This is a genomic window from Rhizobium sp. Root1334 (assembly GCF_001426665.1).
Taxonomy (GTDB): Bacteria; Pseudomonadota; Alphaproteobacteria; order Rhizobiales; family Rhizobiaceae; genus Pararhizobium.
Genome location: NZ_LMEY01000031.1, coordinates 59,454 through 81,611, shown reverse-complemented (window position 1 = coordinate 81,611; position 22,158 = coordinate 59,454). Strand labels below are relative to the sequence as shown.

The following is a 22,158-nucleotide window of genomic DNA, read 5'->3' as shown; positions in this document are numbered from 1 at the left end:
TCGCCTCTGCCCGGCCGCAAATTTCAATTGCCATCCGAGAAAATTTCAGTGCGGTTTGCGCGCGCTTTCGGTAATGGTCTGCGCCAATGTCTCCGCGGCGCGAGAAGGCTTTTTGCGCGGATAGACGATGTGGAACATATCCTTAAAGGTCATGCGCTCGGGGGCCAGAAGCCGCAAGCGGCCGTTGCACACCCACTCCTCGGCATAGTGATCGGGCAGGAAGCCGATATAGGCGCCGGAGAGGAGAAGAAGCAGCGTGCCCTCCATATGCGGCGTCGCCGCCGCCCACCTGAAGTCCACGCCGCAGATCGTCTCGTTCAGCATATAGGTGCGGCCCGCGAAGGATTGGGCCTCCAGAAGCGTATCGGTGATTTTGGCGTCGGGTGTGTCGAAGAGCGGATGGTCTTGAGAACAGTAGAGTTTCTGCACCTCGGAAAAAACCGGTTGGGTCCGGAAATGCGGGGTGACGCCGCTGACCGAGGGTATGAGCACAATCTGGTAGGAACCGTTCAGCAGGCCCTGGTGCAGGACCTGCATAGCAAGCCTTGCAAAAACCGTCCCTCTTCTCGCATTGGCGGTGCTTTGTGTGAGCACGGGCGATGCGATGGCAAAGCCAACCTACCTTGCGGCTCTGTCCGTCCATGTACCGGAAAACCGCCAAGGTGTCGTCATGGGATCTGCCCAGTCACTTGGCGCCCTGACGGACATCGTCTCCCCATTGATCGGCGGTTTTATCCTCGGTCACAAACTCTATGGCGTCTGGATAGGCCTGGCGATCGCGGTCGCTGCCATGGGCGCCGTATTGGCTGCAGCGAGACTTCCCTCGACGGATCCGGAAACACGGAAATCGTAAACAGAGCAGCTGTTAATCAGTCAGTACTCTCCGGCTTGCCAGCGTAAACGCGGCGCGGTTTCCCCTCTCCAATGGAGTCATATGGATGATGAAACTCTCACTTCGAGAGGGAGCTCAGCGAAAGTGTGTGAAGACGCCTCTTGGAGCCGCGCTCGCCAGCATCCTGGTCTTTGCCGTGGTTATTTCAACTGGATGTGCGGCGCCAGAACGTCTGACGTACAGTGCATCTGAAGCTGATCGCGCCCAGATTTCCGGATTTGAGAATATCAGGACTCATGTTGATGATCCAAGATCTCCTGCTTCAACGCATGACCCATGGAAACCGGTCATCCTGAAGGACAAGCCGACTATGCTGGCCATTTCGGGGGGCGGCTCCGGTGGAGCTTTCGCAGTGGGCATATTGTCTGCCTGGAGTGAACTTGGGACCCGCCCGAGGTTCGAGGTGGTAACGGGAGTGAGCACAGGTGCCTTGATAGCGCCCTTCGCCTTTCTCGGCTCCGATTATGATGAGCAGCTCAGGCGACTCTATCTATCGGGGGAAACGCGAGATCTCATAGACATCGAATGGAAGGGAGCCGGCATCTTTTCTCCTGGCCTTCTCAAGGGAAATGCTCTGCGCAGCAACGTAGAACAGAACATCACGGGCGAAATATTACGCCGAATTGCGATCGAACATCGCGGCGGGCGTCGGCTCCTTGTGATGACGACAAACCTTGATACCCAGCGGGCCGTCGTCTGGAATATTGGAGCGATTGCTGACAGTCGTAGGCCGGATGCTCTGCCCCTGGTTCGGCAGATACTGATCGCATCCGCAAGCGTCCCGGGAATTTTCCCCCCTGTATCGATAAGAATAGTGGTCGATGGAAGGCAGATTGAGGAACTGCATTCAGACGGGGGTAGCTCGGCGCAGCTTTTTACCCTGCCTGAACACTTGCTCGTTGCGCACAACGATCAGGCGAAAGGTCAAAACCTGCATATCTACGTGATCGTAAACAACGCCCTCATTCCAGAGTTCTCCATGTCACGTGAGCGGGCGTTGCCGATCATGGGCAGGGCTTACGGCATACTCCTCAAGTCACAGACAAAACAGGGTCTTATCGCCCTTTACAATTTTGCGAAACGCGCCGGTATCGACCTCGATATCGCATCGATCGATGAGCAGGTTCCCTATTCCATGCTAAATCCGCTCAGTGCCGACTACATGCGCTCGGTGTATCGCATTGGCTACGAGAAGGCTTTGGGGCAGAGTCTGTGGGCCAAATATCCGGTTTTTAGAGTCCCGGATCGGAGATTGGAAAATCGACGATGATACGTGACAAAGCGATCGCAACTCCGGATTGCTCATCTTGGAGATGCGGCCAAGACGCTTCTTGCCGCGGCTGGAATGGCACCTCTGGTGCCAGGCCTATCCAGGCAGCAAAGTACCTGGCCGATTTAACGCCGTCGAGATCAGGAACAAGCGCTTTGACGGCCATCGCAATAATGGCCCCGGCGCCGCGCATTGCCGCCAGGCGACGCAAGTCGGCGTCTCGCTTGGCCAACGGAAGGCTATCACCGGCGCGGCGGCTTGACAGCAGGCTGCCTGCGACAAAGACCGCTTAACGCTCGATAACGTGACGACTCCCAAATCTGATTTGGGAATCCGCTTCGATTCAGAAAAACACGGATACTCCAGCCACAGCCGGCCACTTGCGGCGTGCTTCGCCGGGGGCGTATGGAACGAGGATATCGCTGCCGCGGGACGGAGTGGCGATATCTCCCATGCTCCACGAGGCGATCAACCATGAAGCACGAAATCATTGAAATTCCTGTCATTTCCGAAGCCATCCGCAAACTCGGCGCGCCGACCTCAGCTTTGACGCGGGTCGGCGGACTGCTCTACACCTGCGGCATGCCGCCAATTGACCTCAAGACGGGTGAGATCGTCAAAGGCAACATGGACACCCAGGCGCGAGCCTGTATGGAAGCGCTTTCCTTCACGCTTCGGCACGCCGGCTCGTCGTTCGACAACGTCTTCAAATCGCTGGTCTTTATCACCGACAACGATTTTGCCGCCGAGATGAACGCGGTCTATCGCGACTATTTTCCGAACGGTTTTCCGGCCCGCAGTTGCGTTGCGATCAAGCCGTGGGCGCATTTCGATATCGAGATCGAGTGCATCGCGACGGCGGGATGACACGGTCGTTGTGCACAGGAAATCGCCGCCGCTCTCATAAGCGGGCGCAATGCTTGCCATTGGGCCGGGCTATTTGCGTTGAGCCAATCACGGCCGCCTTATGTGCCAAGAATAAACACAACAAATGAGGGTGCTATGAAACTGGGCATATCGAAATTTTCGCGCGGCTTTGCCGCAACAGTGATCGCTGGCATGGTCGGCCTCTCCGCCCATACGGCCGCTCTGGCTGAGACGACGATCCGCCTCGGCCATGTCCTTGCCGACACGCACAGCTGGAACAAGGCCTCGGTGGACTTTGCGAAGGACGTCGCGGAGAAGACCAGCGGCCGCGTCAAGATCGAGATCTACCCCTCCGGCCAGCTCGGCACGGAAAAGGAAGTCATCGAAGGCATGCAGATCGGCACCATCCAGGGTGGCCTGATCGGCAGCGGTTCGTTCCAGTTTGTCGAGCCGAAGTTCGGCGTCATTGAGATGCCCTATGCCTGGACCAGCCGCGAACAGGCTTTCGCCGCTCTCGACGGTAAGCTCGGCACCACGCTTGCCGATCTCCTGCGCCCGAAGGGCATCGAGATTCTCGCCTGGTGGGAGAACGGCTTCCGTAACATCACCAATAATAAACACCCGATCGTCAAGCCGGCCGATCTTTCCGGCATCAAGATCCGCGTCACGCCGGACAAGGTGCGCCTCGCCACCTTCGAGGCGCTCGGCGCGCAGCCCGCGCCGCTGGCCTTCGGCGAGCTTTACTCGGCTCTGCAGCAGGGCGTCTTTGACGCGCAGGAAAACCCGCTGTCGATCATCGATGCTTCGTCCTTCTACGAAGTGCAGAAATACGTCTCGATGACCGGCCACATCTGGGGTGCGGCCTGCCTGACAGTGTCGACCACGACCTGGGCGCAGGTTTCTCCCGAGGACCAGGCCATCGTCAAGGAAGCCGCGGTCAAGTGGGGCAATGTGCAGCGCCAGATGGTCGCCGACAACGAGGTCGCGCTGATCGAGAAGCTGAAGTCGAAGGGCATGCAGTTCAATGAGGTTGACAAGGCCGCTTTCGTCGAAGCGCTGAAGCCGATCTGGGAAAACGAAAAGGACGTCTTCGGTCCCGAACTGCTCGAAGTCATGGATAGCTACCGCAAGTAACGTGTGCGTCCCGTCCGCCAAGCGCGGACGGGATTTCCTTGCCCGCCCGGCGGGCACGCCACGTTCTTATCAACACCAGTGAGGCTGCCATGCAAGACGCGCCAATACCGCGCTCGCGGATTTCCAATGCCATAAATAGCGTAGCCGGTGCCCTGGGCGGCCTGGGCATCGCCACCTTCACCGCCATCATCGTCTACGTCGTCATCTGCCGATACGCGTTTTCCTTCACGCCGCGCTGGTCGGAGGAAGTCCCACGCCTGCTGCTCGTCTGGGTGACGTTTATCGGCGCGGTTTCCGCCTTCGTCCGCAACACGCATCTTTGCGCCGGCCTGACCGACCTGATGGTCAAGCCCGGCCGGTTCAGGTCGTTCCTGGCAGCTCTCGCGCGGCTGGCGTCCTTCCTGTTCCTGATCGTCGTGTTCTGGTCCGGATGGCAGATAACCGGGCTGACCTGGTCGCATGAGACGACCGTTCTGAGCTGGCCCGCCGGGCTTTCCTATCTGGCGCTGCCGGTTACCGCGGCTGCCGCCTTCATTGCCCTCGTTGCCGCGGAGTTGCGCAAATGAGTCTCGCACTCCTCGTTCTTTTTGCCGTCTTCGTTCTGCTGCTGTTGATCGACGCGCCGATCGTGATCGCGCTTGCGCTGTCCTCGGTCGCCTATCTGCTGGTCGGTGATGCCCTGCCGGTGATGGTCGTCGCGCAGCGCATGGTCGCGGGCATCGACAGCTTCACGTTGCTTGCCATCCCGCTGTTCCTGCTTGCCGGCTTGCTGATGGTTCATGGGGGCCTGGCCCCAAGGATCGTCAATCTGTGTGCTGCCGTCGTCGGTCAGCGCACCGGCGGCCTTGCCATCGTGATGATCGCCGCCTGCATGATGTTCGGTTCCCTCTCGGGCTCGGGCGTGGCGGATGTCGTGGCGATCGGCTCCATGCTGCTGCCGGCCATGAAGGAGCGCGGTTACCATCCGGGCTTCTCGGCAGCCGGCCTCGGCTGCGCCGGCTCGCTCGGCACGGTCATTCCGCCATCGATCGTGCTGATCGTCTATGGCACGGCGACCGGCACGTCGATCGGCCAGCTCTTCATTCATTCCATCGGCCCCGGAATCCTGCTCGGCCTCGGCCTGATGGTTGTCGCCTGGTGGATTTCCCGCAAGAACGGCTGGAAGGGCGGCGAGCCGTTCAGCTGGGGGCGTCTCGGTCAGGCCCTGCGCGAATCCGTGCTTGCGCTGCTGGCACCCGTCATCATCGTCGGTGGCATCCGCTTCGGCATCTTCACGCCGACGGAAGCCGCAGGCATCGGCGTCGCCTATGCGCTGGTGGTCGGCCTCTTCGTCTATCGCAAGCTGACACTCTCCAAGATTTTCAGCCTGCTGCGCGACACGACGGAAATGAGCGGTTCCATCCTTATCGTCATCGCGGCCGCCTCGGTGTTCGGCTGGATTCTAACGGTCGAGCAGGTTCCGCAACTCGTCGTCAATGCCATTACCGGCGCGACCGAGAGTGCCACGATCGCGCTCATGCTGATGATGGTTGCCGTCCTCGTACTCGGCACCTTCATGGAATCGATTGCCATCATCCTCATCCTGGCGCCGGTCTTTTTGCCGGTCCTGCGGGTCTACGAGATCGATCCCGTCTATTTTGGCGTGCTGTTGACCATCAATCTGGCAATTGGCGCCAATACGCCGCCGCTCGGCATCGACCTGATGGCGGCGTGCCGCACCGGCGGAATTCCGATGTCGGCCTCCTTCCGCTACCTGCTGCCGTTCATCGGCGTCATGACGTTCATCATGTTCCTGTTCGTTCTCTTCCCAGGTCTGATGACGATGATGTCCTTCGGCATGTGAAGCGTTTCGTCCGCAATCGCATTTGAAAGGTGAACCATGTCGTTCGCACAAGATACCCGCGTCAATATCGATCGCTTCTGGTCGACGATCGAAAGCTCCGCCGAGATCGGCAAGGGACGCCCCGGCGGCCTCGCTCGGCTCACGCTGACCGACGACGACCGCCGGATGCGTGACATGTTCGTCAGCTGGTGCCGGGATGCCGGCCTCAGCGTCGAGATCGACGAACTCGGCAACATCTTCGGCCGGCGCGAGGGTCTTGATCCCTCACTCGCGCCCATCCTGATCGGCAGCCATCTCGACACGCAGATCAACGGAGGCCGCTTCGATGGCATTGCCGGCGTGCTCGCCGGGCTTGAAGTCGTTCGCACGCTGAACGATGCGGGCCATATCACCCGCCGGCCCATCGTCGTCGTCGACTGGACGAACGAGGAGGGCGCGCGCTTCTCGCCGCCAATGGTCGCCTCCGGCTGCTTCGTCGGGGCTTATCATGTCGATTGGGTGAAGGACCTGATCTCCGACGATGGCGCGCGTTTCGGCTCCGAGCTTGAGCGCATCGGCTATGATGGCAACAGGCCCTGCCGCGCCGGCGAGATCGACGCCTATTACGAGCTGCATATCGAGCAGGGGCCGATCCTCGACCTTGAAAAGCGCGATGTCGGCGTGGTGACGGGCGGCTATCCGAGCTATGGCATGCGGGTGCGCTTCACCGGCAAGACCGCCCATACCGGCCCGACGCCGATGGACCTGCGCCGCAATGCGCTGGTCGCCGGTGCGCGTTGGCTGACGGCGGTGGACGATATCGGCTGGGATTTCGCCGTTGGCGACGGCAAGGCGACGGGCGCGCGGCTTGCCGCCTGGCCAAACAAGCCTGGTATCCTGTCCGATACCGCCCAGGCGATCTGCGATGTCCGTCATCCCGATCCCGCGACGGCGCGGGTCATGGGTGAAAAGATGCGCCGCGCAGTTTTCGAAAGTGCGGCCCGTGCCGGCTGCGAAGCGGTCATCGAGGACGAATGGTTCTGGGGCGGCGACATCTTCGATCATGCGATGGTCGATGGAATTCGCGCGGAAGCAGTGCGGATGAACTACGACTGGCGCGACATCCAGTCCCAGGCCGGGCATGACGCCTATTTCCTCGCCCGGCATTGCCCGACGGCGATGATCTTCACGCCCTGCAAGGGCGGCATCACCCACAACAATGACGAAGACTGCGATCCCGACGACCTCGCACCGGGCCTCAATGTCCTGTTGCACGCTGTCGTGGCGCGCGCCGACCGCTGATGGAGCGAGGGTGCCGAACAGGCACCCTCAATGCATATCGGGATAGAGCGCACGCAGTTCCTGCACCAGGTCGATGAAATGCTGCTCCGCGCGCGAATAGGCGCAGTCGGGATGCGTCACCAGGAAGACGTCGGCGCCGAGCGGATAGCCCTTGATTTCCAGCGGCCAGAGAAGGCCGTTCGCCACCTCGTCATGCACCGCCGTCAGCGGCAGGATGCCGATGCCGAGCCCGGCAACAATCATCCGCCGCACTTCCTCGAGGTTGGGGCTTTGCCCGCTGATCCGCTCGCCAAGGCCAAGGCTCTGGCTGAGCACCGACATGGGCTCGAGACCCATCCCCCCGGTGGCGCAGGTGAAGGACACGAAGGATTCCTGGCGCAACTCCCGCTTTTCCACTTCCTTTCGGCCGAAAAACGGATGTTCCGCGCCGCAATAGACGCTGAACTCTTCGCGAAACAGCAATTCGCACCTCAAGCTGAAGACCGGGCGTGCCAGCAGGCAGAGGCCTATCCCGCATTTCTCCATCTGGATCCGCTTGATCGTGTCCTGACTGTTCTGGACCTCCATGATCCAGGTGACGGAGGGATAGCGCTGGTGGTAGAGGCGTAGTGCCTCGTTGACGAGCGGGGATTCCAGGTTCGAGATGATCTGGATGCGCACCTCGCCGAATTCTTCGACGGTTTTTTCCTGCGTGAGATGGCCGATGCGTTCCACTGCGCGGAAAATCTCGCCGCATTCCTCGTAAACCTTCTGTCCGCGCGCCGTCAGCTCAAACTTCCGGCTCCCGCGCAGCACCAACTGACACGCCAGGTATTCCTCCAGCCGCTGCAGCGCCTGGCTAACCGATGGCTGGCTCATGTTCAGCCGGGCTGCTGCCCGCGTGAGACTACGCTCCTCGGCGATCATGAAGAACGACCGCAGGAGATTGAGATTAAGATCTGTCAACATCGGGCCAACCTAGCGGTTAGCACCGAAGCCGGCAATGCGATGTAAGCAGAGTGAATGGAGATCCGTGTGCTTTCGGCGCGAGTTGTGCGCTTCCATCCGCATCGCCTAAACCCGTTGACTCTGGTCAGCACCCTGAAAAATAATCCTTTTTAAAGTTTCATATTCCAGCAGCGGCTCGCATTTGCTCTTGAAAGAGCTGCATTGAACGGCCACATAGGGCTTATGCAAATAGGCACGATTATCAGGATGTCGAGGCTCATCGATCAAGCATGCTCCCCTACCCGGAGCAGGCAGCCTTGATTCTGTAACGCCGCCACAGACCCGCCGCTCCGGGAACCACACGATCAAGCAGTGCGGTTCATGTCGCGCCGTCTATACGGCGCACCAATGGAGCGTATCCATGTCCGTGTTCCGGTCCCGTCCGATCTGCGTCACCTGTCATCATCAACTTCCCGGCGCTGCCACCCGGTGCCCCTGGTGCAAAACGCCCGCCATTACTGGTCGTCGTGTGTCCAGCGCCGTTCGCGAATGGAATGTTCGACCGCCCCGTTCCGGTTGTTTCGACGGGGGCGACGGACGATGAGCTATTCGATGAAAGCCGACGACCCCCCCTTGAGAGCCAGCGGCGTGGACGATTTGCAGCAGGTCGGCGTTTTTCCCTGGCGCATCCGAAGCGACGGCGAACTGAGGGTCCTGCTTATCACCTCGCGCAGGCGGGGGCGATGGATCATGCCCAAGGGATGGCCGATGAAAGGTTGTTCGCCCCTCGTCGCGGCTTCGCGGGAAGCCTTCGAAGAGGCCGGGATTTTCGGGGATATTTCGCCGAAGCCCGTAACGACCTATCGCTACGTCAAGGCGTTGGACGACGGCTCGCGGGCTCCCTGCCGTGTTGCCGTGTTCGGTATGAACGTGCGTGGCACGCTCAGCCATTGGCGCGAGAAGGAGCAAAGGCAACGCCGGTGGTTTTCCCTGGCGGCCGCAGCAGACCAACTCGACGATGCCGAGCTTGCCGCGTTCGTGAGGACACTTGATGCCGCGCCGGAGCGTCTGGAAGCCTTCAGCCGGTCCGGCAGGCACAATCTGCCCTTCAACGCCCTGCGTACGACCGGCAACTGAGGACGCTCCGATGTTTCCAACGGGTTTTGTCCGCCGCTGCCGACGGGCCTTCATCTCTCCCATTCGCAGGATCAGCACCGGACGCTGACAGCCTGGCGCCACTACCTGCGACGGCAAGAGTGGCGCCAGGAGTTTGCCAGATCCGAGACTATAACCTGCGGAGCAACGCCGGCCCATTCTTGCCCGGCCGTTGCTCATTTTTGAGAAAGAGCCAACAATGAGCTTCCGATACACCCACTCGTTCCCCATCAGCGGCCCGAACAAGCTGCCCCGCTTCAAGCAATGGGCGACCGAAAACATCCCGGGCGTCGCCCTGTCCCTGCCGCCGCAGGTGCCGGTCAAAAGCATGGCCCTGACAGTGCGGCTGAAATCCATCGAGGACCGCAACCTGCTGATCGGGAAACTGGAAGGCGTTAGCTTCTAGGAACGTTACCAGCAAAAGTGCCTGGCGAGTTTGTGAATAAAAACGCGCCAGGCACCTGAGACGGCGGCGAACGACTGGCTTTTTACCGCTTCCTAAACATTCGGTTCCACAAGGATGGTTATGGGAGTGCCGTGTCGTTCGCCGTTTATGCCTACACGCACCCCGATACACCGACATCCCTCGACATCAGCGACTTTTCGGATCAGACATCATGGTAAAGGCCTTCGTTTCCAATCAACGCTATGCAGCGTTTCTCTTTTTCGGCGCGGCGACGTTTGCCTCCCTCGGCGGGGCCCTGATCTACAATGGCTGGCTGCTCGTTGTCGCTGCGATTTGCGGCGCGTTGTTCCTTCTCGGCGTTCACGATCTGCGCCAGCGCAAGCACGCGATCCTGCGCAACTATCCGGTGGTTGGGCATCTGCGCTTCCTGCTCGAAAGCATCCGGCCGGAAATCCGCCAATACATCATCGAAAGCGACAATGACGCGGTTCCGTTCAACCGGCAGGATCGCGGTCTCGTCTATCAGCGCGCCAAGGGTGTGGAAGACAAACGGCCTTTCGGCACGATCGAGAATGTCTATGGTTCCGGTTATGCATGGCTCACCCATTCCGCCACCCCGGTCACCATTGCCGATACGGATTTCCGGGTGCGTGTCGGCGGCCCGGCCTGCAAGCAACCCTATAGCGCCAGTCTCTACAACATCTCGGCCATGAGCTTCGGTTCACTCTCGGCAAATGCCATCCTCGCCCTCAATACCGGGGCAAGGAAGGGTGGTTTCGCCCACGACACCGGGGAAGGCAGCATCAGCCGCTACCACCGGCAGGGCGGCGGTGACCTGACCTATCAGATCGCATCGGGCTATTTCGGCTGCCGCGGCGATGACGGCCGGTTCTCTGCAGAAAAGTTCGCAGAGCTTTCCGCCGATCCCCAGATCAAGATGATCGAGATCAAGCTGAGCCAGGGGGCGAAGCCTGGCCATGGCGGCATGCTTCCGGCCTCGAAGATTTCGCCCGAAATTGCCGAGGCGCGCGGTATCCCGATGGGTATCGACTGCATGTCGCCTGCCGCGCACAGCACATTTTCAACGCCGATCGGCCTGATGCAGTTCGTCGGCCAACTGCGTGAACTTTCGGGCGGCAAACCGGTCGGGTTCAAATTGTGCATCGGCCATCGTCGGGAATTCATGAGCATGGTCAAGGCCATGTTGCAGACCGGGATCGTTCCGGATTTCATCGTGGTCGATGGCGCGGAAGGCGGGACGGGTGCTGCCCCGGTCGAGTTCGCCAACCGTGTCGGCATGCCGATGCTTGAGGGCCTCACCTTCGTTCACAACACGCTGCGGGGCGCAGGCATTCGTGATCAGGTCAGGATCGGGGCTGCGGGCAAGATCGTGTCGGCCTTCGACATCGCCCGCACGTTGGCGCTCGGCGCGGACTGGTGCAATGCCGCGCGCGGTTTCATGTTCGCGATCGGCTGCATCCAGGCGCAGTCCTGCCACACCAACCAGTGCCCGGTCGGAATAGCCACGCAGGATCCGGTACGCCAGCGCGCGATCGACCTCGGCGACAAGAGCGACCGCGTCGCCCGCTTCCATCGCAACACCATGCGGGCGCTGGGAGAAATCGCCGGTGCCGCCGGCCTGAACGATCCCAGCAATTTCATGCCCTACCATTTCATGTTCCGGCAGAAGGATAACGAGTTTCTCGACGGCAACGAGGCCTTTCCCTATCTGCCCGAAGGCTTCCTCGTATCGGGCGCGGAAATTCCGGAACTCGCCGATTGGCACGATCGCTGGGACCGCGCCGGCGCCGACAGTTTTGCGCCACCCGAAATCCCGCACGGACCGTTTCGAAAGCGCAAGGCGGCGTAAAGGCCCGAGGATTGGGGCCGCCCAGGTGTCTATTTCGAGAGCTGAGCTTTTAGAATGGCGTTTGCGCTCGGATCTGGAGCGTGGTGGATCCCGATCTTTGATGATGTGGGCTGCGCCAGTCTTGGCGTGCCGCGACCGGATTTCTGGCGTGTACAAGAACGCGTCCGGTTGAGGACGACGAACGACAACCGCAAACGGTCGCGGGGACATCCGGCGCCCTTCCAGCCATCGGCCTGCTGTTGCTCCGTCGTTGACACAAACCGCGAAAGGGTTACACCCAAGAGACGGATGCCCTTGGGCCGGAAAGACCGGTTGTGTTTAAACGCTGAACGTTACCCCTTTCGGCGCCGATGCTGACCGGGGAAGGCAGATGATGATGGCGGTAGAGATTCAGACTTTTAACGTGCGAACGGGGCAACCTTCAACGCCTAGGGTAGGGTGAGCCCGCGTGCCGGAACTCGGCCTGCGAGCCGCCATCAAAGTCGATATCGTGGTGATCGGTGCCGGTCAGGCGGGGCTGTCGTCGGCCTATCACCTTATGAAGCTCGGCCTGCGGCCTGGCCGCAATTTCATCGTCCTCGACAAAAACGAAAAGCCGGGTGGCGCCTGGCAGCATCGATGGCCGTCGCTGACCCTGAGCACGGTCAACCGGGTTCATGATCTCCCGGGCATGGCGTTTTCCGATGTTGTCTCTCCTGGCGAGACCGAGGTGAGGGCATCGGTGGCTGTGCCAGGCTATTTTGCCGCCTACGAGGAACGGTTCCAACTGCCGATATATCGTCCTGTTACGGTCAGAGTGGTCTGCGACCGCTTGGACCGGCTTCGGGTGGAGACGGATCGCGAGGCATTTTCGGCCGGCGGGATTATCAACGCCACCGGGACATGGGAGACGCCCCAAATTCCAAGCTACCCCGGTGCCGAACTGTTTGAAGGTCGCCAGCTTCATTCGCGCGACTATCAGACAGCGGCCGAATTCGCGGGCCAGCATGTGGTCATCGTCGGTAGTGGTATTTCCGCTCTCCAGCATCTCGACGAGATTTCGCAGGTGACGACGACGACCTGGGTTACGCGGCGAGAACCGCAGTTCCGCGACAAGCCTTTCACACCGGAAGATGGCCGCGCGGCCGTCGCGATTGTTGAGGACAAGGTGAGGAACGGGCTCGTTCCGGGATCGGTCGTTTCGGTCACCGGCATTCCGTGGACGCCTGCACTCAAGGCGGCAGCAGCGCGTGGCGCGCTCAAGCGCTTGCCGATGTTCAGCGAAATCACGCAGCATGGTGTCCGCTGGCCTGACGGTACGGAACAAAGAGCCGACGTCATCCTTTGGGCAACTGGCTTTCGCAGCTCTCTTGATCATCTCGCCCCTTTGCAGCTGCGCGGCGAAAAGGGCGGTATCGTCTTGGGGGGGCGACTGGCAACCGAGGTCGAGAAGGATCCACGCGTCCATCTCGTTGGCTACGGGCCCTCGGCTTCAACCATCGGCGCCAATCGCGCTGGCGGCGCCGCCGCGCGGGAACTTGCCACCCGCCTTGGCCTGGTCTGATCCACTGGTGGCCGGGTGGTCAAACTTGCGATCGGTTCACAGAGAGCACAATGCCAATTCAACTCTGCCCGATGTCGTCTTAGGATTGCTTGCCCTTCGAGAGAAGTCCAATATAATGGACATTTGTCTGTTTTATTGGATTGACGTCTGCAGGACTAGCCGTCATAAATTGTTTGATCATTTTCAATGATTCTCGAAGCGGGCGACCGCCGTCAGCTTCGTTCTGGAACGACAACGAAATCCCGATTGAAGCTTTGGCGGAAGGCATACGGAAGGCGCTACGCGGCAAGCCACGAGCGCCGTGAATTTACAACGCGTTGAAGCGGCCAAGGTTCGCCGGACTTTTTACCGGCGGGACAGCTTGGTTTGGGCTGTCATCAGCAGCGGGCTTCGTCCTGCTGACGACGTCAGCTCACAACCAGCCCGACGCGACACAATCATAGTCATTCTAAATTTTGAACAATTTCAGGAGCGGCTCATCGTGCACCTTTCCATCTGGACTTACCCGTGGGACATTCAGGATCAAGGAATTGACAACTTCGCGAGCGAAGTGGGCTCCCGCGCCGGCGTCAATACGGTGAGCCTTGCGACGTCCTATCACGCTGGCCGCTTTTTTCAGCCGCGCAGCCCAAAACAGAAGGCCTATTTTCCGGAGGATGGTACTGTCTATTTCCGGCCCGACGTTACAATGTGGCAGGGAAAGGAAATCCTTCCACTCACAGCCCAAAATGTCATCGATCGGGGCGACATGCTGGAGGGGCTCACATCTGCACGGGAGAGCACGGGCCTCAAGGTCTCGTGCTGGACGGTATGCCTTCATAATACGCGCCTTGGGATGATGCATCCTGAACACGTCACGCGAAATGCATTCGGCAATGCCAACTATTACAACCTATGTCCTTCGAGCCCAGCGGCACGCGACTACGCTATCACGCTCGTCCGGGATGTTACGACACATTACAAGCCGGACATGCTGGAGCTGGAAAGTCCAAATTTCATGGGCTTTGCACACGAATATCATCACGAAAAGGACGGAGTTGGCCTCAATGACGAGGATGATTTCCTGTTGTCCATCTGCTTTTGCAGACACTGTATGGAACGCGCCAAAAAGGCTGGAGTTCCGGCGGAGGACGCACGCGAGACGACTGCTAAATTCATTGCGGAAACCTGCGACCGCACAGTGCCACAAAAACAGTTTCCAAACTTCCCGCAGGCTGGCATCGACGCCTTTCGCGACTATCCTGGCCTGCACGCCTATCTTGCTTGGCGCACAGAGCCTGTAACGAGTCTGGTTGGGGAGATAAAAGCTGCAGCTGACCCGGCGACCAGAATTGTCCTGATTGACCTGAAGGATGGCTGGCAGGGCGGGGTTGATCTGGAAGCAGTCGGCCGCGTCTGCGACGGAGCAATTCTATGCTGTTACGACATGAAGCCAGCAGATATTGCAGATGTCATCCGCAATGGCAGAGAGCAGTTGGGGCCGGATAAATTCCTGGCTGTTGGCTTGCGAGTCTTCTATCCGGAGGTGAGTGAGCCGTCCATACTGGCCGAACGCGCCAAAGCCGCCGTGGATGCCGGGGCGGATGGCGCCAATTTTTACAATTATGGCCTCATACCAGCCGGCCGCCTCGATTGGATCAGGGCGGCCTGCGCTGCAATGGCGTAACGCAGAAGAGGGCCTGCTCTGAGGATGCGTCCCGGCTGCTGAAGGTATTCATGTGAGCCCGTCGAACAAGATGCCGTCTGTCGCTCCTGTGTTTCAACCATCAGGGCGATAGACGGGCATCGCCCGATCGGCGCCGATCCGAGCTAGGCGGACGACGCCGATCAAAAGATTGACACGAGACTACAGAGCGCCTGTGTCATCGTTGCTCTTTAAGTGGCCTCACGACGTTGTGATCTCTGCAACCTGTATCAGGCAGTCACCGGATTGGCTGTCAGTATGCAGCCGTTGAGAAATGACGATACCGCCTTCGGCGAAATGCAATTCCTGTTCTGGCAGATCCAGACGCTCGAGATCGTGATACCAACCGGCGAGACTGCCCGCCTCGACTTGCGAGCCGAGCGGTACTGCCGGTTCGAACCAGCCGCGCCGATTGGCATAGATGCCTTGGCTGTGCCGGGAGAGAGACAGGATTTGCCGCCCCGACGACACCGGGAGCGGCCCGCGTGACAACTGCGGCACATCGACGATACCCATTGCCATCAGCAAGCGGTCGATCGCGGCCGTCGTGAAGGCCATGCTTTCAGGTGTTACCGTGCCGCCGCCGCCGAACTCGCCCGAAAGTCCGATCGTGCCTGCACGGCTGGCGGCACCCATCGAGGTCGGCGCCGCCGGCCCATTGTTGGCGATGAAGGCATGGGCGGCCCCCATAGCCTGCATCAATTCCAGAGAACGCGCAAAGCGGACAGCATCCGCCTGCCGCTCGATGAGCGTGCAGGCCAGATGTGCCATGGAGGTTCCGCCCGAATGGAGATCCAGCACGGCATCATGCCGTGGGAAGAGATCGTGCTCGAGGAAATGCGCCATGCGCGCCGTCGGCGTGCCCGTGGGGTCGCCCGGAAAGGCCCGGTTGAGATTGCCGCCGTCGAAGGGCGAGCAGCGCTTTGCCGCCATTACGGCCGGCAGATTGGCCATCGGCAGGATGGTGACAGCACCGCGCATCGTCTCGACATCGAGCCGGCGCATCAGCCGGCCGAGCTGAAGCTCGCCTTCATATTCGTCGCCATGGTTGCCCGCCATCAGGAGCAGGCTCGGCCCCGCGCCGTTTTTCAGGCGCAGGATCGGGACGCGGATCTGGTAATAGGGGGAACGATCGATCGAATAGGGAATGGCGAGATGCCCGGCCTGACGGCCGTCCCTGTCGAAATCGATTGGATTGACGAGGCCGCTGTGCATCGCCGTGCCTCAGAGTGCCGCGACGGCGGTCATCTCGACGCGCAGGTCCGGGTCGGCAAGGCGAGCCTCAACGCAGGCGCGGGCCGGTGGGTTTTCCGGGTCGATCCAGACATCGTAGACACTGTTCATCGCGTCGAAATCGACGATGGCAGGCAGGAAGACGTTGACGGCAAGCAATTTCGATCGATCCGTTCCGGCTTCTTTCAGGAGGGCGTCGATCTTGCCGAGCACGTCGCTTGTTTGGCTTTCAATGCCAGCCTTGCGATCTTCCGCGACCTGACCGGCGATGTAAACGAGCCCGCCATAGCTGACGGCCTGGCTCATACGCGAACCCTTCTGGTAACGCTGGATCATGGGAGTGGTTTCCTTTTCTTGCCTTGGGAGGAGAGATTAGCCGAAGCTGGTGAGATAAGCCGTCGTGACCATGTGGTCGGAAGCGAGGCCGTACAGAATGGCGTGCCGGTCGAGGCAGGTGCAGGGATGCGAAATGCCGAATTCAACGACATCGCCGATGGCGACATCGGTACCGGCGGGGATCGCCACGAAGGCGTGCTGGTCGTTGAGCCGAAGCACGGTAGCCGCGGCGATGTCGGCAAGCGGCGCACCATCCCGATAGAATGCGAGCGGACGCGGCGGGCCCTGGTCGATTGCCACGTCCCGCAGGCCTATGCCGCAGATGGCAAGGCCCGGTTCGGGCAGTGAAAGCACCTCTGCCCAGACCCGGAGCGCCGGTTTGAACTCCTGCGACGCAGAACGGGTATCCGCGCCGATGCGAAACCCTTCGCGGGCATCAAGGCCGGCAAGTCCGCGCTCGTAAATGCCGTGATCGTGGAAGAAGATCGCGCCGCTGCGCAGGATAAGCCGGCAATCGGGATCGGCGCCAACGGCTGCCGACAGGCCACCAACGACCCGATCAAAGAAGACGGAACCGCCGGCGGTCAGAATAAGCGGCCGGTCCTTGCCGATCCGGGCCCGAACCTCCGGCAGGAAGTCTGCGGTCAGCCCCATCAGCCCGTCGATCCGGGCAAGCGTCTCTCCGGCATCCGCGGTCGCAGCGGCTCCCTCATAGGCGGCGACGCCGGTGAGGCGGAAGGATGGGTTTTCGGCAGTAAGAATGACGTCCAAAATGTCCGTCGCGGCTTCGACACTGCGGGCACCGGCGCGGCCGGCGCCGAGCTCGATCATCAGGCCAAGCGGCGGGAGATCAGAGCGCGCTTGCCACACATCGCGCAGCGCCGCGGCAAGCGGAGCGGAATCAATGAAGATATGCAGGTCGGCATCGGGATAGCCGGCAAGCAGCGCCGCAAGGCGGCGGGCGGCGGCGGGGCCACCGATCTCGTTGGCCAGGATAAGCCGGCGCTGGCCAGCTTTCAAAAGCACAGCGGCCTGGCGGATATCGGCCACCGTCGTGCCCCAAGCGCCGGCGGCGAGCAGCGCACCGGACAAAGCGGTGGACATCGGCGTCTTGGCGTGCGGTGCGATCTCGACGCCGTGGCTTTTCACATAGGCCATCATTGCCGCGACATTGCCTGCAAAGGCCGACTGATCGAGCGAGATCAACGGCAGCGCCATCGTTCCATCGAACGGCTTCCAGCCTTGTTGGCCGATCGCCTCGAGCGGCAGCGCGGTATGGCCCGGCGGAAAGCCGCGGATGCGGTCGTCGATCAAGATTGCGTTGGCGTGAAGGTCAGACATGCAGTTCTCCCTTGGCCGGGGCAGGCTCGGCCAGTTCGAGACGGTAGGTTTCATTGGCGGTCGTGAAGAACAGCGCTTGCTGCTCGGTAAGCGAAAGCGGTGCGGCCAGCGTGCGGAAGACGTCGTAGATTTCATCGAAGGTGGCATGCAGGCCGGCGACCGGGAAATCGCTGGCAAACATCGCACGCGTCGGACCGAAACAATCGAGGCAATGCTCAATAATCGGCGACAGGCTCGTAAGCGTCCAGTCATTGTCGTAGGCTACGAGGTCGGAAATCTTCAACCGCACATTCGGTTCGCGACCCAGCGCACGCACGCCGCTGCGCCAGGTCGCCATGCCGGTCTCGTTGCGGTCGGCCGGGCTGCCGCCGTGATTGAGCACGAAGAGGGTGTCGGGAAAGGCGCGCACGAGATCGAGCGCCTCGCCCATCTGCGCGGGATAGAGCATCAGGTCGAAGACGAGGCCGTGGCGGGAGAGTTCGGCAAGGCCAGCCCGCCAGGCGGGATCGGCCATGCGATGGGCGCACGGGGCAAAGCTTTTCGATGGTTCCGGATGCCAGCTGACGATATCGCGGATGCCGACAACGGCAGGATTGGCGGCCTCCGCCTCGATCAGCCTGATGGCATCGGGACCGTCCAGCGGCACGCGGGCGATATAGCGGCTGGCCACGCCGGTGCTGCGATCGAGACCGTCAAGCCAGCGGCTTTCCTCCAGCGGACGCGCATCCGACCACCCGGCTTCGACATGCACCGTGGCCACGACGTTCTGATTTGCCGCATCCCTACGGTAGTCCTCCACACCATAGTCGCGGAGAATGGGTGCGAGGCTACCGAAGACCATCTCGTCGCCTGTCGCCCGCGCCTTTTCCAGCCACGGATGGCGGTTGAGCGAAAGGTTCCAGAGATGGTGGTGCGGGTCGATGACCGGCCCGCTGTAGCACGCCGTCATCGCCGCGCCTCGCGGCCGGAAATGAGCAGCAGTGCGAGGATCAGCGTGCCGAACATGATGGAACGCCAGCCGGGAGAGGCATTGACGACGGTGATCAGCGCGGTCGTCGTGACGAGCAGGATGGCGCCCGGAATGGTGCCGGCATAGGTGCCGCGCCCGCCGAGAATGGAGCTGCCACCCAGCACCACGGCGGCGATCGACGTCAGGAGATAGGGATCACCGATGCCGACATAGCCCTGCCGGTTCATGCCGAGCACCAGGATGCCGGCAAGGCCCGCGAAAAAGCCCGAGAGCGCATAGAGGATCAGCGTGTTGCGCGTCAGGCTGACGCCGGAGAGGCGGGCTGCGAGCGGATTGGCGCCGATGGCAAGGAACCGCGCGCCGATCGGCATGCGGTGGATGAGGGCAAGCACGACGGCCGAGACGACGAGCCAGAGCAGCACGCCCGAGGGAACCCCAAACGGCCGCGCTTGACCGAGCAGGATGACCGCGGGATTGCTGACCGTGACAGCGCTGCCGCCGGCGACCACGACGAGCAGACCTTGAAGGAACGTTGCCATGGCGAGCGTCATGATGATCGGCGGCACACGCAGATAGGCCGCACCTGCACCATTGAGGAAGCCGATGCCGGTGGCGATGGCGAGCGCAAGCGCGATGCCGACGAGGCCGGTCGGATCCCAGATGGGTGAGATCAGCGGCAAAAGGATCGCGGTGACCGTGATGACGGCGCCGACCGAGAGATCGATGCCGCCCATCAGGATGACCAGTGTCTGGCCCGCGGCGACGATGCCGATGACGGCGGCAAGCTCCAAGAGGTAACGCAGGTGCCCGTAGGCGCCGAAGCCCGGTAGGGTGAGGCCGGCGACGAGCCAGACGAGCGCCACCAATACGAAGGTGAGCAATGGCGGATTGCGGAAAATGGATTTCACGGCATTCATCGTTTCGCCCTCCACGACTTCAGAAGCTCCGGCACGGCGACAGCGCCGACAATGATCAGGCCTTGCGCTATGTATTGCGCGACCGGCGGGAAACCGAGGAAGAACATCACGTTGATCATGACCGAGAGCAGCAGGCTGCCACAGATCGCGCCACGCATCGTGCCCTTGCCGCCGAGAAAACCGACGCCACCGAGAACCGCCGCCGCGATGGAATTCAACGTAAAAGGCGTGCCGATGACCGGGTCACCGGACCCCGTCTGGGCCGCGACGAAGAGGCCGGCCAGCGCCGCCAAGAGGCCGGACAAGGCGAAGGCGACGATCTTCGCCCGCTCGACCGGTACGCCGGAGCGGAAGGCACCGACGGGATTGTCACCGGCTGCATAGATGCCGAGGCCGAGCGGCGTCGCCAGGAATGCCTTCCAGGCGAGGAGAACGACGACGAGTAGGAGGAAGGCGACAGGCGTATGGCCGGCCAGCATGTTCGACAGCCAGTCGGGAATGAAGCCGCCGGGGCGCGGCAATAGGATCAGCGCGACACCGGTGATAATGAAGGAGCCGGCGAGCGTGACGATGATCGCAGGCAGCCTCAGATGCGCGACGATCGCGCCGATGACGGCGCCGATGGCTAGGCCGGTGAAGGCGACAGCGACGATGCCGCCGGGCACGCCGAACACACCTTCCATCGTCGTTGCCGCGATGACGGCGCCGAGGCTGACGAGCGGGCCGATGGCAAGCGTGATGCCGCCATTCAGCATCAGAAGTGCCTGCGCCATAGTCACCAGCGCAAGCGGGAACCAGTTCTGCGTGAATTTCGAGAAGCCGCCGACCGAGAGGATACCCGGAAACAGCACGGCATAGAGGATGAGAAAGGCGGCGACGACGAGGTAGAGCCCGCCGAGACCGCGGTTGCGGCGGCGCTGGATGGCGCCATAGAGCCAGCCGGAGGATGAAACAGCGCTCATGCGGCAGTTCCCTTTCTGTCGACGCCCATGGCCGCGCCGACGATGGCCTCTTCGCTGATCGCTTCACCGGCGAGTTCCGCGGCAACACGGCCCTCGCGCAGCACCACGACACGGTCACAGAGATGGACGAGTTCCGGCGTGTCGGAACTGGCGATGATGACGAGCCGCCCTTCGGCAGCGAAACCGCGCAGCATCAGGTAGATTTCCCGCTTGGTTTCGATGTCGACGCCGCGCGTGGGGTCGTTGAGCAGCAGCACGGAAGGATCGAGCGGCAGCCATTTGGCAAGCGCCACCTTCTGTTGGTTGCCGCCCGAAAGCGCCTGTACGGGGCGGGCCACGTCGCCCTTGATGGTGAGCCGTTTGGCAAGTTCGGCGATCAGCCGCGTTTCCGCGCCGCGATCGCGAAAACCGTTGCGGGCGAGACGCCCAAGCGAGGGGAGGATCAGGTTGGACGCGATGGAATGGGGCAGGACGAGCCCCTCATGCTTGCGGTCGGCCGGCACATAGACGAGGCCGGCGGCATTGGCTGAACCGACATGGGCGGGCAGGCCCGGTTTCCCAGAGACTTCCGCCTTCGCGGCCCGGGCAGGAATGGCGCCATAGAGGCCGAGCAGCAGGTCTTCCTGCCCCTGTCCCACCAGGCCGCCGATACCGACGATCTCGCCGGCCCGGCCGGAAAAACCGATATCGCGCACGAGACCGGCGGAAAAACCTTCGACATTGATGCGCAACGCGCCGGGATTGGCGGCGGCACGCGGCGGGAAGAGATCGCCCGTCTCACGGCCGACCATCAGGCGCACCAGCCCCTCGCCGTCGATGCCCGACAGCGACTGGTCCGCCGTGACGCCGCCGTCCTTGAGCACCGTGACGTGCGAGCAAAGCGCCTGCACCTCGTTGAGGCGGTGGGAAATATAGAGAAGGGCGGTTCCCCGGTCGCGCAACGTCTCGATGACGCGCGCAAGAATGCCAGCCTCATGCGCCGAAAGCGAGGAGGTTGGCTCGTCGAGGATCAGCACGCGCGGCCTACGAAAGAGCGCCTTGGCAATCTCCACCATTTGCCGCCGGCCGAGAGCGAGATCGGCAACGGGCATGTCGAGCGGCTCGGTGAGGCCAACCATGTCGCAGACATTTCGCACGCCGCGATGCAGTTCGGCATAGTCGATCAGACCGAAGCGGCGCGGAAAGGCGCCGAGACCGATATTTTCGGCAATCGACAGGTCCGCCGTGAGGCTCAGCTCCTGCTGCACCACGGCGATACCGGCCGCACGGGCCGCGGCCGGGCTGAAACGCCCGACCGGTTTTCCGTCGACGGCAATCGTGCCGCTATCCGGCTGGAGAGCGCCGGAGAGAAGGTTGATCAGAGTGGATTTTCCCGCGCCGTTCTCTCCGAGCAGGGCGTGAACCCTGCCCGGGTGAAGGGCGATATCGACGCCCTTCAGAACGGGATTGCCAAAAAATCCCTTGAACACCTGCCGGGCTTCCAGCAGGGGTTTTTGATCCGTCATGACGGCTTCCTTTGACCGGGAA

The 22,158-nt window shown here is 61.6% G+C and carries 22 protein-coding genes; 12 read left to right on the top strand and 10 right to left on the bottom strand.

Annotated elements, in window-relative coordinates:
- Window positions 1–45: 45 nt before the first annotated feature.
- Entirely contained in the window at window positions 46–537 is a 492-nt protein-coding gene (locus ASD36_RS28525) for a LysR substrate-binding domain-containing protein (protein ID WP_244489880.1), read from the bottom strand.
- A 67-nt stretch (window positions 538–604) separates the two neighbouring features.
- Here ASD36_RS28525 and ASD36_RS28520 point away from each other — a divergent pair, with 67 nt between their 5' ends.
- Together ASD36_RS28520 and ASD36_RS28515 are read left to right on the top strand one after the other, a co-directional pair.
- The gene (locus tag ASD36_RS28520) at window positions 605–853 is read left to right on the top strand and encodes a hypothetical protein (protein WP_060509444.1); all 249 of its coding nucleotides are present in this window, start codon (window positions 605–607) and stop codon (window positions 851–853) included.
- A gap of 85 nt (window positions 854–938) precedes the next feature.
- The gene (locus ASD36_RS28515; protein WP_244489879.1) at window positions 939–2,162 is read left to right on the top strand and encodes a patatin-like phospholipase family protein; all 1,224 of its coding nucleotides are present in this window, start codon (window positions 939–941) and stop codon (window positions 2,160–2,162) included.
- On the opposite strand, the gene ASD36_RS30390 is transcribed toward ASD36_RS28515, so the two are convergent.
- Complete coding sequence (locus tag ASD36_RS30390) at window positions 2,125–2,328, bottom strand: hypothetical protein (RefSeq protein ID WP_244489889.1); 204 nt, start codon at window positions 2,326–2,328, stop codon at window positions 2,125–2,127. The genes ASD36_RS28515 and ASD36_RS30390 overlap by 38 nt on opposite strands.
- 308 nt (window positions 2,329–2,636) lie before the next feature.
- On the opposite strand from ASD36_RS30390, the gene ASD36_RS28505 reads away from it, so the two are divergent.
- The 5 genes from ASD36_RS28505 (at window position 2,637) to ASD36_RS28485 (ending at window position 7,287) form a co-directional block, all read left to right on the top strand.
- Window positions 2,637–3,029, top strand: a complete 393-nt coding sequence (locus ASD36_RS28505) for a RidA family protein (protein ID WP_060504078.1) — start codon at window positions 2,637–2,639, stop codon at window positions 3,027–3,029.
- A gap of 135 nt (window positions 3,030–3,164) precedes the next feature.
- Complete coding sequence (locus tag ASD36_RS28500; protein WP_060509440.1) at window positions 3,165–4,163, top strand: DctP family TRAP transporter solute-binding subunit; 999 nt, start codon at window positions 3,165–3,167, stop codon at window positions 4,161–4,163.
- 89 nt (window positions 4,164–4,252) lie between these two features.
- Window positions 4,253–4,729, top strand: a complete 477-nt coding sequence (locus ASD36_RS28495) for a TRAP transporter small permease (protein WP_060509438.1) — start codon at window positions 4,253–4,255, stop codon at window positions 4,727–4,729.
- Entirely contained in the window at window positions 4,726–6,006 is a 1,281-nt protein-coding gene (locus ASD36_RS28490) for a TRAP transporter large permease (RefSeq protein WP_060509437.1), read from the top strand. Before ASD36_RS28495 ends, ASD36_RS28490 begins: the two co-directional genes overlap by 4 nt.
- A 36-nt stretch (window positions 6,007–6,042) precedes the next feature.
- Window positions 6,043–7,287 (top strand): Zn-dependent hydrolase, encoded by a 1,245-nt coding sequence (locus tag ASD36_RS28485; protein ID WP_060509435.1) that lies wholly within the window; start codon window positions 6,043–6,045, stop codon window positions 7,285–7,287.
- Window positions 7,288–7,314: 27 nt separating this feature from the next.
- Here the strand turns inward: ASD36_RS28485 and ASD36_RS28480 are convergent, their stop codons facing one another.
- Window positions 7,315–8,235: a LysR family transcriptional regulator gene (locus tag ASD36_RS28480; RefSeq protein ID WP_060509433.1), complete on the bottom strand. Its 921-nt coding sequence runs from the start codon at window positions 8,233–8,235 to the stop codon at window positions 7,315–7,317.
- A 579-nt stretch (window positions 8,236–8,814) separates the two neighbouring features.
- Here ASD36_RS28480 and ASD36_RS28475 point away from each other — a divergent pair.
- The 5 genes from ASD36_RS28475 (at window position 8,815) to ASD36_RS28455 (ending at window position 14,854) form a co-directional block, all read left to right on the top strand.
- Window positions 8,815–9,351 carry an NUDIX hydrolase gene (locus ASD36_RS28475; protein WP_112834527.1) on the top strand — a complete coding sequence of 179 codons (537 nt, stop codon included), beginning with the start codon at window positions 8,815–8,817 and terminating at the stop codon, window positions 9,349–9,351.
- Between the two features lie 217 nt (window positions 9,352–9,568).
- A complete protein-coding gene (locus ASD36_RS28470) occupies window positions 9,569–9,775 on the top strand; it encodes a hypothetical protein (protein WP_060509431.1) in 207 nt (68 codons plus the stop codon).
- A 211-nt stretch (window positions 9,776–9,986) separates the two neighbouring features.
- Complete coding sequence (locus ASD36_RS28465; RefSeq protein WP_060509429.1) at window positions 9,987–11,645, top strand: FMN-binding glutamate synthase family protein; 1,659 nt, start codon at window positions 9,987–9,989, stop codon at window positions 11,643–11,645.
- A gap of 448 nt (window positions 11,646–12,093) precedes the next feature.
- Window positions 12,094–13,188, top strand: coding sequence for an NAD(P)-binding domain-containing protein (locus ASD36_RS28460; protein WP_060509427.1), 1,095 nt, complete (start codon window positions 12,094–12,096; stop codon window positions 13,186–13,188).
- Between the two features lie 481 nt (window positions 13,189–13,669).
- Window positions 13,670–14,854 carry a hypothetical protein gene (locus ASD36_RS28455; protein ID WP_060509540.1) on the top strand — a complete coding sequence of 395 codons (1,185 nt, stop codon included), beginning with the start codon at window positions 13,670–13,672 and terminating at the stop codon, window positions 14,852–14,854.
- A gap of 219 nt (window positions 14,855–15,073) precedes the next feature.
- Here ASD36_RS28455 and ASD36_RS28450 read toward each other — a convergent pair whose 3' ends face one another.
- The 7 genes from ASD36_RS28450 to ASD36_RS28420 are packed head-to-tail and all read right to left on the bottom strand — an operon-like array spanning window position 15,074 to window position 22,136.
- The gene (locus tag ASD36_RS28450; RefSeq protein WP_060509425.1) at window positions 15,074–16,087 is read right to left on the bottom strand and encodes a succinylglutamate desuccinylase/aspartoacylase family protein; all 1,014 of its coding nucleotides are present in this window, start codon (window positions 16,085–16,087) and stop codon (window positions 15,074–15,076) included.
- Between the two features lie 9 nt (window positions 16,088–16,096).
- Window positions 16,097–16,441, bottom strand: coding sequence for a RidA family protein (locus ASD36_RS28445; RefSeq protein ID WP_060509423.1), 345 nt, complete (start codon window positions 16,439–16,441; stop codon window positions 16,097–16,099).
- A 36-nt stretch (window positions 16,442–16,477) separates the two neighbouring features.
- Window positions 16,478–17,782, bottom strand: a complete 1,305-nt coding sequence (locus tag ASD36_RS28440) for an alanine racemase (protein ID WP_060509422.1) — start codon at window positions 17,780–17,782, stop codon at window positions 16,478–16,480.
- Entirely contained in the window at window positions 17,775–18,731 is a 957-nt protein-coding gene (locus tag ASD36_RS28435) for an amidohydrolase family protein (RefSeq protein WP_060509421.1), read from the bottom strand. Before ASD36_RS28435 ends, ASD36_RS28440 begins: the two co-directional genes overlap by 8 nt.
- On the bottom strand, window positions 18,728–19,669 hold the full coding sequence (locus tag ASD36_RS28430) for an ABC transporter permease (RefSeq protein WP_060509420.1): 942 nt from the start codon (window positions 19,667–19,669) through the stop codon (window positions 18,728–18,730). The genes ASD36_RS28435 and ASD36_RS28430 overlap by 4 nt, the downstream gene beginning before the upstream one ends.
- Complete coding sequence (locus ASD36_RS28425) at window positions 19,666–20,631, bottom strand: ABC transporter permease (RefSeq protein WP_060509418.1); 966 nt, start codon at window positions 20,629–20,631, stop codon at window positions 19,666–19,668. The genes ASD36_RS28430 and ASD36_RS28425 overlap by 4 nt, the downstream gene beginning before the upstream one ends.
- Window positions 20,628–22,136 carry a sugar ABC transporter ATP-binding protein gene (locus ASD36_RS28420; RefSeq protein WP_060509416.1) on the bottom strand — a complete coding sequence of 503 codons (1,509 nt, stop codon included), beginning with the start codon at window positions 22,134–22,136 and terminating at the stop codon, window positions 20,628–20,630. Before ASD36_RS28420 ends, ASD36_RS28425 begins: the two co-directional genes overlap by 4 nt.
- Window positions 22,137–22,158: the final 22 nt, after the last annotated feature.